Below are 15,338 nucleotides of genomic sequence, written 5' to 3'. Positions count from 1 at the left end.
ACACGGAGAGGTCGGGGTTGCGGTGGGTGCTTCGGCGCCTGACTAGGGGAGTGAGACGAACATGAAGCTTTCGCGTGTTTTGCTGTTGGGCACATCGGTTCTGGTTTCCGGCGCGATGCCGGGGCTGGCTCACGCCCAGTCGGCCGACGCACCGCCCCAAGCGGCCCCCGCCGACCAGTCCGCCAGTGCCGATAAGGACAGCCCGCCCGCCGAAGACATCATCGTTACCGGCGAACGCAACAACCAGTTCGGCACCGATACGGCGCAGTCGGGCAGCTTCCGTAACGCCAAGATCCTCGACATTCCGATGACCGTGTCGGTCATCCCCGACGCCTTGCTGAAGTCGCAGCAGGCGGTCGACCTGATCGACGCGGTGCGCAACACCGCCGGCGTCTCGTCGTCGGGCGTTGGTCCGGCATCGTACAACAACATCACGATCCGCGGCATTACCGTCGACACGCGGTCGAGCTACAAGCTGGACGGGACGCTCAACATCCTGTCGTCGACCGCGTTCCCGCTCGAGGACAAGGATCGCGTCGAGATCCTGAAGGGCGCCTCGGCGATCTATTACGGCTTCTCGCCGCCGTCGGGCATCGTCAATTTCGTGATGAAGCGGGCGACGCCGGAGCTCTATGTGGGCCTGCGCGCGTTCGGCGACAGCAATGGCGGCTATGGCGGCCATCTCGACCTTGGCGACACGGTCGGCATTTTCGGCTTCCGGATCAATGCGGTCGCCGCGCGCCAGGATACCGGCATCACCTTTGCCAAGGGCGACCGCTATCTGGCGTCGGGCACGTTCGACCTGAAACCGACCTCGAACCTGACGCTGTCGGCCGATGTCGAATGGTTCAAGCGTGGCATCGTCGAGCCGGCGACGTTCATCATCCCGAACGGCGCGACCAAGCTGCCGCCGCTCGCCTATCTCGATCCCAGCAAGAATATCGGCGGCCTCGCCTGGGACACCAACCGGACCGAAGAACTCAACATGCTGTTCAAGGGCGTGTGGAAAGTCGCCAAGGATTGGGACGTCACCGCTTATTGGGGTCGGTCGCATCTGACCCGCCTGCGCTACAATCCCGGTTTCGTGCCGGGCAACGTGACGTTGCTGCAGACCCCTGCGCAGATCGCGACCTACAATGCCGCGGTGACACCCGGCAGTCCCACCTTCGGGGCGGGCGCCGTCCGGTTCGGCACCAATATCCAGAACGCCGGGTACGAGAATATCAGCTACGCGGTCGAAGTGCATGGCAAGATCACGACCGGGGACATCACCAACAGCATCCTGCTCGGCGCGTCACGGTCGCTGCGCAGCCTGGGAGGATCGCCGGCGACGCCGCGCACGCTGATCACGGGGGACAATTTCCTCAACCCGATCATCGTCCCGAACCCCTATGCGCTGGTCGCCAAGCCGCCGATCCCGTCGACGATCGACGACAAGGGCCTGTATGCGTTCGACGATCTGAGCTTCAAGAACATCATCCACCTGACCGGCGGCGTGCGCGTCACCGATTACACCAATGACGGTTCGACCAACCTCAACACCAAGCAGCCCTATAACGTGAAGCCGACTGCCTGGTCGGGCGGCGTGATCGTCAAGCCGATGGAATGGGCGAGCCTTTACGGCACCTATATCCAGGGCCTGGAAGAGAATGCGATCGCGTCGAACAACGTCGATAATGCGCAATCGGTCTTCCCGCCGATTTCCAGCACGCTCTACGAAGCCGGGCTTAAGCTGCAGCCGCGCAAGAACCTGCTGATCCAGCTCGCCTATTTCGATATCAAGCGAGAGGGCGCGTATAACGAGCGCATCGATCCCGCCACCAATCTGCTGCACGGCTTCGGCGACGCGACCCAGACCTATCGCGGGTTCGAGGGTAGCGTCAGCGGCTATGTGATCAAGGATCTGGCGATCAACGCCACGCTGATGCTGCTCAAGGCCCGAACCTTCCAGGCCGCCAACGCGGCGTCGCTTCATACCATCCCGGGCGGGACGCCGGATGTCAGCTGGTCGCTGTCGGGCGAATATACATTGTCGTGGCTGACGCCGAGCCTGAAGGTGTCGGCGGGCGCGTTCCACACCGGCAAGCAGGCGGTAGACGATACCAACAAGGCCTTCACCGACCCTTATACGACCTTCGATATCGGCGCGTCGTACGAGTTCAACCTGGGCGGCCACAAGCTGGTCGCACGGGTCAATGGCCAGAATATCACCAATAAGCGCTATTGGGCGGCTGTCGGTGGCGGCACGCTGGCGGAATCGCTGCCGAGCACGGTCAAATTCTCGCTCGCCTTCAACTACTGAGAGCGGCGATCGCGAAGCATGAGACCGGGAGCGCCAGGCGCTCCCGGTTTTTTTGTGCGCATCGCAGCTGGCCGCCCAATCGGAGACGCAGCCAATGAACTGGAAACGTAAATGGATCGCCGCGCTGGCAACGCTGTCACAGCCCTGCGCACCGGCCATCGCCGCTCGATATGCGATCCGCGACGTCACCTTGATCGACGGCACGGGGCGTCCCGCGGTTCGGCATCGGACGGTCCTGATCGATAACGAGCGCATCGTCGCATTGGGTGGGGTGCGGCTGCCGATCGGCAAGGCGAGGGTCATCGATGGCCGCGGCAAATATCTGATCCCGGGGATGATCGATACGCATATCCATCTCCGGGATACCGGCCCGGACGGCAAGAAGCGCAGCATGGATATCGCTGCCGCGCAGGCGACGCTGGCGGGGTTTCTGGCGCTCGGATTCACGACCGTCGCCGATCTCGGCAATCTGCCGGGCACCGTCCAGGTTATGCGCGGCGCGGATCCGCGCATCTCGGCGCGGCTGCTGATTGCCGGCCGCGTGTTCACCTCGCCCGGCGGGCGCAACGAGGATATCGGTATCGCGCTCACGTCCGCCGATCCGGCGGTGCTGGCGCGTCATCGCGAGGATGAACATCCCGACCTGATCAAGATGGTCGAGGATAAAGGTGGGTTCGGCGGACAATCCGCCGCCACCGCGCTGTCGCCCGAATTGATGCGGGCGATCGTCGAGGAGTCGCACCGCCATGGTTTGCGGGTCGTCGTGCATATCGCGCGCGAGGCGGATGCCCGTGCCGCTATCGCTGCGGGCGCGGATGGCCTGGCGCATCCTGTCTGGGCGGAGGCCGAGTCCGAGGATCTCGTCCAGCTGATGGCGCGGCGACGCATTCCTTTCGCGACGACTTTGGCGATCGCCGATCAATATGGCCGGCTGATGCGGCACCCCGACTATCTCGATCGCCCCGATTATTCGCTCGTGCTCAGCGAAGCTGAACGCAACCGGATGCGGACCGAGCAGCGCGCGCAATTCCTGCTCCAACCGGTCGCCGCCTGGCGCGAACAGACCCTGTCGACCGAGATGCGCAATGTGGTCCGCATCGTCCGCGCGGGCGGTATCGCCGCGCTCGGCACCGATTTGGTCTCGGGCGCGTCGTCGCATCGCGAGATGCAGTTGCTGCGTCAGGCGGGATTGTCTCCGCTCGAGGTCATCCGGATCGCGACTCTTAATGCGGCGGTCTTTCTCGGGCGGGATCGCGACCTCGGCAGCATTGCGCCGGGAAAGATCGCCGATCTGGTCCTGCTCAACCGCGACCCGACCGCCGATATCGACGCGACCGAGGATATCGCGATGGTGATGCACGACGGCCTTGTCGTCGATCTTGGAAGGCTGCCGGTCGCGGGAACGAAAGAGCTTCTGCGCCGCGAGGTGGGTGCAAGCCAGGCCGTGAACCCATAGACGCCCGCATAAGCACGACGGCTGAGCGGCTGAAAATGGGAGATGGTCAGCGGTCAGACTGATTTGCCGCGAGAAAGGTCGGTTGCGGACGTTTCAGAGTCAGATGCGTATCGGACTAGGCGACGGAAAGATGGCGTGTTCACCTATAGTCGAGAATGCCTCCCCAATGAGCGGGCCACCGTCCGCGATTATATATGGGAAGAACACGATAACGGAGTAGTTGTCGTGATAGTCCAGTCTCACCGCGATTGCATCAGACTTGCGATCCATTTTAGGCAGCGTCACCAGAGCATCGTAGACTAACGCAGTCGCTACCAACTCGCCCTCATGTGCACCCGCCTTGAAGGACTTCTTAAGAAGATCGATTAGATGCTGAGACGGCGGACGCTCATCGCCGCCATGTGCTACAACCGCAACGATCTCACCACTCGACAGCATTTGCGCGCCGAAAGGGAAAAACTCGCCGTGTTCCCTCAGCATCCTCTCGGCACGTGGCACGGTTGCGTCGAGAAGCTGATTGCAATCGTCCTTCGCACGCATCGCAGAATCCGCCAGTCCGATCATTTAACTACCTTATGAGCGGGATGCACTGGCAAGCGCAATGTCTGCTATCAAGGCCGAGCGACGCCAACTTGAACGGCTTGGATTGGGTCCTAAACCGACGGGCAGCTTTATGAGCCCACGCCCCAACTCAAACGCGAGCGAACCAATCGCGGACTTTGCATCCTTGCGCGCGAAAGTGTAATCCGGAGACCTGACTGACCTGGTGAAAGATAGAGAGAAAATGGCGGGAGCGGCTGCGCGCAAGATGGACATGGACAAGGCGCCGCCGCGCGCCAGCCGGCTACAGGCTGATCTTGCCGCGAGGATCTTGCGGATGCTCAAGGATCAGGGCGCCGGACCCGGCCATCACCTCGTCGAACTCGATCTCTGCCGTCACTTCGATGTGTCGCGCACGCCGGTACGCGGTGCGCTCAAGCTGCTTGCCGAACAAGGCGCGGTCGAAGCGCGCGCCAATCGGGGGTACGTGCTGCGCGGGCCGGTCACCGAGGCGCCCGATCTCGATGTCACCAATCCGGAGGATGAAGAGGACCAGCGCCTGTTCATCGCGATCGCCGAGGCGCGCAACCAGGGCCGCATGCCCGATCAGTGCAGCCAGCTGGAGGTCGCGCGGCTGTTCGGCGCCAAATTGCCGACCGTCGTGCGGGTGTTGCGCCAACTCGCGGAACTCGGCTTGGTCGAGCGCAAGCCCGGCAATGGCTGGTCGTTCACCCTGCCGATCAACTCGGCGCGCGCGCGTGCGGAGAGCTATGCCTTTCGCGCCGTGATCGAGCCCGCCGGGCTGCTCGAATCCACCTTCGAACTCGATCGCGAATGGCTCGACCGCATCCGTGCCCAGCATCTCGCCTTTCGCAAGCGCAAATGGCGCGATACGCTGGCGGTCGAACTGTTCGCGATCAACGCCGATTTCCACGAAGGCATCGCGCGCTGTTCGGGCAATCGCTATTTCCTCGATGCGGTGCAGCGGCAGAACAAGCTGCGCTCGTTCATGAACATCCAGTGGATCAACGGCGCCGAACGCGTGATCGATTCGATCGACGAGCATCTCGAGATCATGGACGCGATGGAAGCCGGCGATAACCAGAAGGCGCACGATCTGATGAAGGCGCATCTGGTGCTGGCGCGCGACGTCGAGGCGACGGTTTAGCGAGTGCAAACCCATCGCGGCGCGCGGTGAGCGTCACCCCGGACTTGTTCCGGGGTCCAACGGGAGGCGATGGAAACGATCGAGGCTCGACGGTTTCCGCTGCGGTTGATTGGATGCCGGAACAAGTCCGGCATGACGATCCAGACACAAGCCATGGCTTTCCCAGTCGTATAAAGATGTTGTATTTTTAAGTTCAATAGGACAAAGTTGCCGCTCGATCGGGAGCGACGGCAACGATGCGATTGGACGATCCGACGGCTGAGCCGGGGAATGGCGCGATAGACGCGACGATCAAGGTGATCGGAGCGGCGGAAACCCGCGACGCGCTGCCGTTCGATGCATTGATCCCGGCGCTGAAGAGCGCCTTTGCCGCCGGCGCGACGGTGCCCGAGCGGCATCATCACCATATTCCTCATCCCGATGGCGACGGCGTCCTGTTGTTGATGCCCGCCTGGAGTGGCGGCCTGCTCGGGACCAAGGTCGCCACCATCCATCCCGCCAATAATGCGCGCGGATTGCCGAGTGTCCACAGCACGTACCTGCTCGCCAATGCCGCAACGGGCGTGCCGCTGGCGTTGCTCGACGGCAACGAGATCACGACCCGCCGGACCATCGCGGTGTCGGCGCTCGCCGCTTCTTTCCTCGCCCGCGAAGACGCGGCCGATTTGCTTATCGTCGGGGCAGGGCGGATCGCGGCGCTCGCCGCCGAAGCATTTGCAGTAGTGCGCCCGATCCGGACGGTGACGGTGTGGAATCGTGATCCGGCGAAGGCGCAACTGCTGGCGGCTGAATTGCGGACCGAAGGTTTCGACGCGTCGGCGGCATCGTCGCTGGAAGAGGCGGCGCGCCGCGCCGACATCATCACGTGCGCCACGCCCTCCACCGCGCCGATCATCCTCGGGGACTGGCTGCGGCCCGGCACGCATCTCGACCTGATCGGGAGCTTCACGCCCGCGATGCGCGAAGCCGACGACACCTGCTTCGCCCGGGGGCAGATCTATATCGATACGCGCGACGCGCTGGTCGAGGCGGGGGACCTGACCGGCCCGATCGCGGCGGGTGTCATCACGCCGGATGACATCCGGGGGACCCTCGCGGATCTGAGTGCCGGGCGCATCGCCGGCCGGACGTCGGACGACGACATCACCATCTTCAAATCGGTCGGCACCGCGCTCGCCGATCTCGCCGCAGCGGCGCTGGTCCACGCGCGGCGCGGCGGACTGGGAGATTCCGATCTTGGCTGACCCTCGAATCCTTCATGTCGTCGATCTGCATACCGCGGCCGAGCCCGTGCGGATCGTTGAGCGTGGTTATCCCGAGCTTCGCGGCGCGACGATCCTGGAGAAGCGGCGCGACGCGCTGGAGCGGTTCGACGATTTGAGGCGCATGCTGATGCTCGAACCGCGCGGTCATGCCGGCATGTACGGCGTCATTCCGACCGCGCCGTGCCATCCCGACGCCGACCTTGCGGTGCTGTTCACGCACCAGGAAGGCTATAGCACGATGTGCGGCCACGCGACGATCGCGATCGGCCGCTGGGCGGTCGATACCGGCCGCGTTGCGATGGTCGACGGGCGCGCCAGCTTCGGACTCGAGGCGCCGTGCGGCGTCGTTCGGGTCGAGGTCGAGGCGGCGGGCGATGGCGGCGCCCCGCTGGTCGCATTCGAAAGCGTCGACTCGTTCGCCAGCCATCTCGATCAATCGGTCGACGTGCCGGGGTTTGGGCCGGTCGGCTTCGATATCGCATTCGGCGGCGCCTATTATGCGATCCTGCCCGCCTCGCGGCTCGGCCTGTCGCTGATCGATACGCCGCTCGCCGACCTCGTCGCGGCGGGCGTGGCAATCACCAATGCGGTGCGCGCGGCCATCGCGATCGAGCACCCGACCGAGCGCGATCTGTCGTTCCTGTACGGCACGATCCTGACCGACGATGTGGCGCTCGGCGATCATGGCGGGCGGCCGAGCTACAATCTCTGCATCTTTGCCGAGGGGCAGATCGATCGCTCGCCGACCGGCAGCGGGGTGACGGCACGGATCGCGCTGGCGGCCGCGCGCGGCGAGATGACGGTCGGCCAGCAATGCGAGATCCGCGGCGTGTCGGGCGAAGGCTTTGCCGGCACGCTGGCCCGGCACGAGCAACGCGACGATGGCGCCGTCTCGCGCATCCGCGTCGCCGGCCGTTCCTATTATGCCGCGCGCAGCGAGTTCGTCGCCGAACCCGGCGACCGTTTCGCCCATGGTTTCGAGCTGCCGGCGCGGTTCGCCGATCTGCCCCGATAGACAACATCCGACCTGGAGAGCGACATGAAGAAGTGGACCGCCGTCTTGCTCGCCTTAGTGGGAGCGGTGACCTGCGCGACGGCCGCCGAGGCCAAGGACCATGGCAAGCACGCCAAGCGTGCCAAGCCGCTGGCGGTTCCGGCGGCGATGTTCCCGCCGGCCGAGTGCGAGGCCTATGTCGCCTATGACCGCGACATGAAGCTGCCGGGCTATATCCTGCCGACCAAGGCGGGGCCCCGGACGTGCATTCCCTTCACCAGCGTCGCGGCGCACAAGCCCAAGGGCTATCGCGGCGACTTCTACGTCACCAACTTCACCGACGATAAGCTCCGCAAGCGCTGGAAGAAGTGCAAGGAGGACAAGAAGTGCCACAAGCGCGTCTATGAGCAGGTGCTCAAGCGGCACCCGCCGAACAAGGAATATGCGCTGAAGGACGCTCACGCGCGGTACCTGCTCGGCAAGATCGACGAGAAGGGCGGGGATACCGACCTCAGCCAGATCCGCCGGCCCGGCTTCTTCGCGAGGGCGCCCTATAACGAGCCGATCGCGGCGGCCGATGGCGACACGCAAATCGTCGAATTCACCGCGCCGGTGGAGGCGTATGAACGCATCCACATGAAGATGACCGGCGATATCCGGCTGCGCGGCTGGTACATCCGCGGCGCCGGGATCGATGACGGAAAAGGCGGCCGCAAACGCGCGCTGATCGTCATGAACGGCGGCGGCGGCGACCGCGTCACCGCGCTCGATGACCCCAAGGACGTCGCCTATACGATCGACCCCAGGACCGGCGTGACCATTCCCGACGACGACTGGCCGAAGGGCGGCACCGGCGTGCAGGGCGAGCGCTTCTGGCGCCAGGCCTGGTATCGCCTGCATCAGGCGGGATTCGACGTGCTGGCGATGGACCGCCGCGGCGTGGGCATTTCGGGTGGCTATAGCGACACCAACACGCTGCAGCAGGGGCATGATCTGCTCGACATCGTCGCCGCGCTGCGGAGCGGGAAGGGGATGCGCGCGCTCGGTCCCGACGGCCGGCTGACCCAGGGCGCGGACGCCGCCGCGGCGGCCTATGGCGGCGATCCGAGCGGGGGCCTGCCGGTCTTCTTCATGGGCAGCTCGCGCGGCACGATGGCCAGCGGCTGGGCGATGACGATAAATTTCGACAAGGATTGCAGCTACGACCTGCCCAAGATCGCCTGCACCGCGCCGCGCCGCGACCCGCACATCAAGGGCGCGATCCTGGTCGCCGATTTCTCGAGCGGCGTCGGCTATCTCGAATCCGAAACCAGCCCCAAGGACGACGGACGCGGGCCGGGCCGCGATCGCGGGTTGTTCATCGGCGGGATCGAGGAAGAGAACAATATCGTGTTCTTCCCCAGTTCGGCGATCCTCGCGGGCATGAGCAAATGGCCGAGCGCGTTCTTCGCGCGGGGGCTGTGGTGTTATGCGGACGGTCTGGAAGGCGAGATCGCGTCGTATGAGCGGGTGAAGGGGTTGAAGGACCTGGTCGTGGTGCGCGGCCCGCATGCCTGGGAGACGTGGCCGACCGAGGAGAAGCTTCGCGTGCAGGACCGGATCATCGCTTATGCCCGCGCCGTCGTGCTGGGGGCGCCGTCGATCCCGGGGCGGCGGACGTGGACCAACATGAAGGAGTTGGTCGCAACCAGCAGCGATGTGTGGGAGCCGTCGACCAAGCCGACTTTGGTGCCGTAGGGCGAACGGCGGCTCGAACGATTGATGGATAAGCCTAGCCTAGTTGGCTGGGCTAGCTGGAATGGCTGGAATTGGGCCGATTGTGGACTGGCGGCTTTTGCGGCGAAATTCGAGAAAGCGGCCGTCTTCGCGCAGAGAGTTAAGCGGATAGTTGATCCGCCGATGATGCTACTCTCAAGGATCGTCGCTACCGCGCTCGCGCTTGCAACAAACAGTGCGTCGATCAACAAGCGAACATGACTGACGCAATCGACTTCGCGCGCAAGTTTCTCGAAAGCCTTCACCGCTTCGATCTTTCGACGTTGTTGAGCGTATGTTCGATCGCGATTTGGCGTGTCGAGGACGAATGGACGTCCGATGGAAAGTGGTACGGCGACGACGACCTTCCACCCGATGCGGCGGTTGTCGTGGCGCCCGCGCCCGTTGATGCAGCGTTGAAAGCGCTACCCCCCGCTGATCGCAAGCGTGTCGCGGAAGCAATATCCGCCGGATACCAAAGCAACTCGACCTTTGACGATATACGCGTCGAAACCATCCGCAACGCAACGGTCGAAGGTGGCGTCGCGATGCTGGCCGAACTGATTATTCACCGCGATATGATGATTGCGGTCGCGACGGGCGGTGGTGTCCGCATTCAAGACGTGAACGACTATTACATCGCTCGCGAAGCCCGACTTCGTGAAGCGCTGCCCGTCGATGCGAAATACGAAAACCCGCATGACGATCTGTGGGCATGGTATCATTATTGGAGCGAACATTTTGGGCGATGGGCAGAGCGGCGCCACTACATTAACCAACTGTTTGGCCCGGCGGTTACCGCAATGGCGAAGCGATCAACGCTTCCGTCCCCGCAACGCGACGCAACAGGATGGGAACGCGTTGACCGAACGCTGTCGAAGGCACGTTCGCAATTCGAACTAGCGTCCGCCGAAGAAGACTATCAGGCTATTGGGCTGCTGTGTCGCGAAGTTATTATCTCGCTGGCGCAAGCGGTTTTTGATCCGGGAATTCACAAGACGATTGACGGCGTTGAGGCGAGCAAAACTGACGCCAATCGAATGCTGGAAGCCTATATCGCGCACGTCTTTCCCGGCGAAAGTTACAAGGAAGTTCGGGCGCACCACCGGGCGTCGCTGGCGCTGGCGCTCAATCTGCAACACCGTCGAACTGCAACGCGGCAGTTGGCCGCTTTGTGTGTCGAAGCGTCGGCTTCGACGGTTGCCGTCGTGTCCATCATCGCGCGCCCAGACTGAAACGGTTTTAATGTTCGCCCGTACGTTGGCGCGGCAACGTCGTCGCAAAAAGCAGCCGGGAGATTGTCGCAAGACCGCGGCGTAGGCGGATGATTACGCATCGAATTCTTGCGGCGCTTTCTGGCTATTGAACCTGCCGTCGGACGTCCGGGATTGGGGCGCGTTGCTGCCGTCGCATCGCGCTCTACCACAGAGCGGATACGTTGGGCGCTCGGGCTTCGAGCCGTCCCCTTTCGAAGGGTGGATTCAATTACAGCACTTGCAAATGTGCTAATGTTTTGTCGTTACTGGATGCGTAGGAAATTTAGCGCTTTTATTCGCGCGGGGGCAAATGTCAGAGACGTTCAAAGGCCATAATGGGCAGGTGGAGCTAACGGCCGACTCGCTTACGATTCATCGCAGAGGCGTTCTCGGCCTTCTCACCCAAGGCCTTAAGGGCGAAAAGCGCATTCCATATGTCAGCATTTCAGCCGTGCAGTTCAAAAAGGCTGGGCTTTTGAATGGCTATATTCAATTCTCAATTCTGGGCGGTATTGAGGCGCGAGGCGGCGCCTTTGACGCGGCGACCGATGAAAACAGCATCATGTTTCGATCGTCGCAAAACGCAGACTTCGCCCGCCTGAGGGATGAGATTGAGAGACGCGTTGCCGCGGCGAAAGCACCCACCGCACCGGTGGCTGGAGCGGTGTCCACAGCGGAGCAACTATCTAAGCTGGCTGAATTGCTCGAAAAAGGATTACTCACCCAAGCCGAATTCATGGCGGAGAAAGTGAAGTTACTTGGTGGGTGATCACCATTTCCTTGCGTTCTTTACTCTAAGCTCGCGACGCTGACTCAAACGTTGCCGCAAGCTCATGTGACGCCCGGATAAGGGGAAGAACATTGGAAGCAGACGAGAAGAAGTGCCCGCAGTGTGCCGAAATCGTTAAGGCTGAAGCGAAGATCTGTCGCTTTTGCGGTCATTCCTTCGGGAATGAGTTGTCCGGTCTCGGCAGTTCCTCTTCCTCAGATAATGGGAAGGGACGCGGAACCGGTTGCCTGATAAGTTTGGGTGTCCTAGTCGCGCTCGGAACTATCGGGTTGCTTGCGAGGCCAAGTGTTCAAACCGCGCCTTCGCCAAACGTGGTGACTAGAGAAACTCCGAGCAAAGCATCAAGCGCGCCCGCAGGTGCAGATCCAGCCCCGATAACCGGCGAAGAATCGGCGAGCCTCGCAGGCGTAGGCCTCTTCGGTCCCCGGGCGAATGCGGCGCGCAGCGCGCGTCAGTATCTCGACATGACCGGATTCTCACGTCGAGGTTTAATTGAACAGCTCTCATCCGACGCTGGCAACGGGTATGATGTGGCGGATGCCACGGCAGCGGTTGATAGCCTAAACGTGGACTGGAATGAGCAGGCGGTGCGCTCAGCCAAACAGTATTTGAGTATGTCCGGCTTTTCCTGCAGCGGGCTGATCGATCAGCTCTCGTCTGATGCTGGGTCCAAGTACACCGAAGCGCAGGCACGCTACGGCGCCGAACAGGCGGGAGCCTGCTAAAAACGGACCGGCTCCTCCCGCCAACAGCAGCGGCGGAGACTCTGTCTGAACGAATGGCGGCTTTCGGGGTTTTCTAACATGATTTCAAATGACCGCTATTGGGGCGCAAAGCTGTCGACCCCAGTTGCTCTCCAGATGGATATGAGCGATCCCTTGCGGTGGTGGAGGCAAGCCCGATGGGCGACAACCAAATACGTTTCGACGATGGTGCGGCCTACGAGCGCATGATGGGCGTGTGGAGTCGCTTGGTCGGTGAGGAATTCATCGATTGGCTGGCGCCCGCCGCCGGCCTACGCTGGATAGACGTCGGTTGCGGCAACGGTGCCTTCACCGAGTTGCTGGTCGAGCGTTGTGCGCCATCAGAGATTGTCGGCGTCGATCCCTCGGAAGGGCAGCTCGCTTTCGCACGCTCTCGCCATCGGGCCGGCATTGCCAAGTTCCTGCAGGGCGATGCCACCGCGCTGCCGGTTGGCGACCGCAGTTTCGACGCCGCGGTCATGGCGCTGGTCATCTTCTTCGTGCCCGATCCGGCAAAGGGCCTGGCCGAGATGGTGCGGGTCGTGAAACCCGGCGGCACGATTTCGGCCTATGTCTGGGATCTGCTCGAGCCCAACGGATTCCCGATGGCTCCGCTTCAGGAAGAGCTGCGCGCGTCGGGCATCCAGCCCTTGCTCCCGCCGAGCGCCGAAGTGTCGCGAATGGACGCGCTTCGTTCGCTATGGCTCGATGCTGGCCTTGCCGATGTCGCGACGCGAGAGATTACCGTGTCGCGCACTTTCGAGGATTTCGACGACTTCTGGGGCTCGGTCGAGATCGCGATCGCCATGGCCTCGGCCACCCGCGAGATGAGCGATGGCGACAAAGCGGCGCTGAAGGCGCGCATGCGCACGCGGGTACGATCGGATAGCGCGGGTCGCATTGCTTATTCTTCGCGGGCAAACGCCGTGACGGGCCGCGCACCAGCCTGATGGCATAGGGCGCGGGCCGCTCTGCCTTCCGACACCGCCCAGCCCGGCGTCTCGACTAAACGACTTCCGAATATACTGCGAACCGCGCGTTACTGTCAGCCAGCGGGCGCAGTTCTACCGTTTGGGCGCCGAGATCGGCGACAAAGTGCAACGGCTTGCCGACGATCGGCCGCATTCTGGCAGGCAGGTCGGCGGGCAGGCGCAGGGGTGGTACTGGGGGCGGTGCCTTGGCCATGGCCGGGCCTTGATCGTGCATGAGCGCGGCCGGAACGTCGCCAAGCGGCAATTGCTGCGCCAGCACCACCGGCCCGTGGACCAAGGCGGCGACGTTCGGCCGATCGTCGAACGCCTCCCAGCGGGTGGTCATGGGCAGGTTGAGCGTAACCTTGTCGCCGGCGCGCCAAATGCGAGTGATCGAGAGATAAGTACCTGGCGCCGCCATCGCTTCGACCGGGCGGCCGTTCACCGTCACGCGCGCCGCCTCGCTCGTCCAGCCCGGGATGCGCAGGCGCAATGTCCATGCCCGCCCGTTCGTGGCCTCTACATGGATCGTGGTGGAGGGTGCGTTGGGAAAGCTGGTCTCCTGGCGCAGCCGCACACCATCGGGTCCGGACACGCGCGACGGAATGAACAGATTGACCCAGATACCCTGCGCGTCGCGGGCATAGATCATCCGATTGAGCGTCGCGAAATCCTCCAGCCCCGACCCATTGCAGCACCAGAAGCTGGTCTCCTCCGTGCCCCAGGTCTTCCACGCGCCGGGCGTGAGCGACAGGAAATAGGCGGTGAGCCCGGTGTCCGGCTGGATCGTGGCCAGCCGCTGGTTGATCAGGATGCGCTCGTAATAATCGGCGATACCGGCGCTCGGCTTGCGCAGGAAGCGCTGGGTGCCGAGTTTGAGCATATTGTACGAGCAGCAGCTTTCCTGATGATTGGTGCCATTCTCCCACTCGGCGGCGAGATGGTGGGGTTCGGTGCACCAATGTTCGTTGTTGCTGCTGCCGCCGGTGGCATAAGTGCGCACGCCGGTAACGGTGTCCCAGAAGAAGTCTGATACCTCGCCGAAGCGACGGTCGCCGGTCAGCGCGAAGCGGCGGTCGGCGCCGATCACCTGCGGCACGTGCGTGTTCATGTGCAGCCCGCGCAAGGCGTCCTTGCTGCCCGCCAGCGGCTCGAACACCCGCTTCTTGGTGAAGCGGTCGCCCACCGCGATCCACTGTGCGTCGCCGGTCATGGCGGCAAGGCGGTACAGCGCGTCATTCATGCCGCCAAACTCGACCTCGAGGATCTTCTGCATGTCCTGCTCGGCACGTGCCGCGGTCCAGGCATCGGTCCAGCGTGCCATATCGGTGACCATAACGAGCGCCTCGCCGCTCCCGGCAAGCTCGTGCATGTCGAGCAGGCCGGCGAAGATCTTGTGAAAGGTGTAGAAGGGCGCCCACACGTCGGCGCCGACCGCGAGCCGATCGAAATAGGAGGTCGGAAAGGCGCTGAGATAGCCTTTCTTGTCGATCTTGCGCTGACACTCCAGGAGGCCGGCGACGATGCGATCGCCACGTCGCTTGAGCTCGGTATCACCCGTCGCCGCATACGCAAGCGCGCAACCGGACAGGTAATGACCGACGAAATGACCGCGCAATTCACAGGTCGGATCCTCCCAGCCGCCGAGCGGGCGCGCGCTGCTCGGCAGCCCCGCATTGATGCGGAAGACGTGGAGCAATCGTTCCGGGTCGAGCCGCTTCAGATAGGCGATATTCGCCGCCTGCGCCTGCGCATACGGACTGTCGAGCAACACCACTTCGCTCGGCGCGAACAGCTGAGCGGCCGTCGGCACCGGCTTGATCGGAGCAGGCGCGATTTTCGCAAACACCGGCGGAGTTGCGACGTTGTTCCACTCTGCCGCGGCTCGCCCGGCCCATCCGAGCGCGACCGGCGACGCCGCCAGCCAGCGGGCAAATCGGCGACGGGTAAGCGGGGTATCAAGCATCGGAGTCTCTCCTGGATTTTGTCTGAGTAATTCCAGGGGAAGGCGAACGCAAGCTTCCGGTCCAATACCGTCGTTCCGGTCGGTCGATCTGCAATGAGGGAGTCGTCGATGCGCGTCTGCCGCCGGCAGGAC

General features: G+C 63.2%; 12 protein-coding genes. 10 read left to right on the top strand and 2 right to left on the bottom strand.

What is annotated here, in order from left to right; all coding sequences use genetic code 11:
• Positions 1–61: 61 nt before the first annotated feature.
• The gene (locus SMA01S_RS03355) at positions 62–2,302 is read left to right on the top strand and encodes a TonB-dependent siderophore receptor (RefSeq protein ID WP_066817247.1); all 2,241 of its coding nucleotides are present in this window, start codon (positions 62–64) and stop codon (positions 2,300–2,302) included.
• Between the two features lie 94 nt (positions 2,303–2,396).
• Positions 2,397–3,758, top strand: coding sequence for an amidohydrolase family protein (locus tag SMA01S_RS03350; protein WP_066817245.1), 1,362 nt, complete (start codon positions 2,397–2,399; stop codon positions 3,756–3,758).
• Between the two features lie 99 nt (positions 3,759–3,857).
• Here SMA01S_RS03350 and SMA01S_RS03345 read toward each other — a convergent pair whose 3' ends face one another.
• On the bottom strand, positions 3,858–4,322 hold the full coding sequence (locus SMA01S_RS03345; protein WP_066817243.1) for a hypothetical protein: 465 nt from the start codon (positions 4,320–4,322) through the stop codon (positions 3,858–3,860).
• A gap of 220 nt (positions 4,323–4,542) precedes the next feature.
• Between SMA01S_RS03345 and SMA01S_RS03340 the strand changes: the two genes are divergently transcribed.
• The 8 genes from SMA01S_RS03340 to SMA01S_RS03305 all read left to right on the top strand — a co-directional run bounded on the left by SMA01S_RS03340 (position 4,543) and on the right by SMA01S_RS03305 (position 13,219).
• Positions 4,543–5,466, top strand: coding sequence for a GntR family transcriptional regulator (locus SMA01S_RS03340; protein ID WP_066817241.1), 924 nt, complete (start codon positions 4,543–4,545; stop codon positions 5,464–5,466).
• Positions 5,467–5,702: 236 nt separating this feature from the next.
• The gene (gene lhpI, locus SMA01S_RS03335; protein WP_066817239.1) at positions 5,703–6,710 is read left to right on the top strand and encodes a bifunctional Delta(1)-pyrroline-2-carboxylate/Delta(1)-piperideine-2-carboxylate reductase; all 1,008 of its coding nucleotides are present in this window, start codon (positions 5,703–5,705) and stop codon (positions 6,708–6,710) included.
• Entirely contained in the window at positions 6,703–7,746 is a 1,044-nt protein-coding gene (locus SMA01S_RS03330; RefSeq protein ID WP_245649132.1) for a proline racemase family protein, read from the top strand. The genes lhpI and SMA01S_RS03330 overlap by 8 nt, the downstream gene beginning before the upstream one ends.
• Before the next feature lie 24 nt (positions 7,747–7,770).
• Positions 7,771–9,462, top strand: a complete 1,692-nt coding sequence (locus tag SMA01S_RS03325; protein ID WP_066817237.1) for an alpha/beta fold hydrolase — start codon at positions 7,771–7,773, stop codon at positions 9,460–9,462.
• A 236-nt stretch (positions 9,463–9,698) separates the two neighbouring features.
• Entirely contained in the window at positions 9,699–10,715 is a 1,017-nt protein-coding gene (locus tag SMA01S_RS03320; protein WP_066817230.1) for a hypothetical protein, read from the top strand.
• Between the two features lie 331 nt (positions 10,716–11,046).
• Complete coding sequence (locus SMA01S_RS03315) at positions 11,047–11,505, top strand: DUF4429 domain-containing protein (RefSeq protein WP_066817228.1); 459 nt, start codon at positions 11,047–11,049, stop codon at positions 11,503–11,505.
• 92 nt (positions 11,506–11,597) lie between these two features.
• Positions 11,598–12,251, top strand: coding sequence for an Ltp family lipoprotein (locus tag SMA01S_RS25345; RefSeq protein WP_084250020.1), 654 nt, complete (start codon positions 11,598–11,600; stop codon positions 12,249–12,251).
• Between the two features lie 176 nt (positions 12,252–12,427).
• On the top strand, positions 12,428–13,219 hold the full coding sequence (locus SMA01S_RS03305) for a class I SAM-dependent methyltransferase (RefSeq protein WP_066817226.1): 792 nt from the start codon (positions 12,428–12,430) through the stop codon (positions 13,217–13,219).
• A 55-nt stretch (positions 13,220–13,274) separates the two neighbouring features.
• Here the strand turns inward: SMA01S_RS03305 and SMA01S_RS03300 are convergent, their stop codons facing one another.
• Positions 13,275–15,206, bottom strand: a complete 1,932-nt coding sequence (locus SMA01S_RS03300) for a glycoside hydrolase family 127 protein (protein WP_066817224.1) — start codon at positions 15,204–15,206, stop codon at positions 13,275–13,277.
• Positions 15,207–15,338 lie beyond the last annotated feature (132 nt).

The sequence above is a fragment of the Sphingomonas mali NBRC 15500 genome, from assembly GCF_001598415.1.
GTDB classification, from domain to species: domain Bacteria; phylum Pseudomonadota; class Alphaproteobacteria; order Sphingomonadales; family Sphingomonadaceae; genus Sphingomonas; species Sphingomonas mali.
This window is presented reverse-complemented; position numbering and strand designations above follow the sequence as displayed.